The sequence below is a fragment of the Mucilaginibacter sp. P4_G9 genome, from assembly GCF_056400985.1.
In genome coordinates, this window is the sequence record NZ_JBFUKF010000907.1 from 1 (window position 1) to 708 (window position 708).

At 31.2% G+C, this 708-nt stretch carries 1 protein-coding gene; it reads right to left on the reverse strand.

From position 1 onward, the window contains the following. Positions 1-357, reverse strand: a 357-nt coding sequence (locus tag AC1DPZ_RS28490) for an acyltransferase family protein (protein ID WP_477409878.1), incomplete at its 3' end; no start/stop codon positions are given. Between the last annotated feature and the right edge of the window lie 351 nt (positions 358-708).

The following is a 708-nucleotide window of genomic DNA, read 5'->3' on the forward strand; positions in this document are numbered from 1 at the left end:
GTATATAAGAACTAAAAAAAAGAAAAGGGCAAAATAGTATGGTGGCAAAATTCTTCTGGCTCTTCGTTTTAAATAAGAAAAAAAGCCGCCATTAAGCTTTTTTTCTTCGTTTAAAACGACAGGGATAGTGAGGCTGTAGCCCGATAGCACTATAAATACCGGCACGGCATAATGTCCGTTAAAAATAATGGCAATAATTGGTTTTAAATAAAAGGGAAACTTATCTGAGTTAACCCCATGTCCTGTAAAAAGAATAGCATGAAACATAGCAATTGTTAAAGCAGAAAATCCTCTTAGTCCATCTAAGTATTCTAATTTAGGCCTTTTTGATTTCTGTCCTAATTCGTTCGTGTTCATGTTTTATTATTATATAATAGTTTAAAATTAACTAGTTTTGATAGCTAAATGTAGTAATTTAAATCGCAAATATAGCCCCTACGAAATGAAAAGTGGCAGTGAAAGGCAATCCATATAAATTATTAAGCTAAATTGATAAAATAGCTCTCCCTGGAAAGAATTTGAATCAGTCAAATTAATATTGATTGTTTATGTAATAACAAGAGTTCATTAAAGTTCGAAGTAGGTGTTTAATTTAGAGTATATTAAGTAAAAAATAAACCTGGAATAATTTGATTAATCGGCTGATAACGAGCATTCTAATAATGTTCTCCTACGATTTCTGTTAAGCATGGCTACCAAGGCTAACCT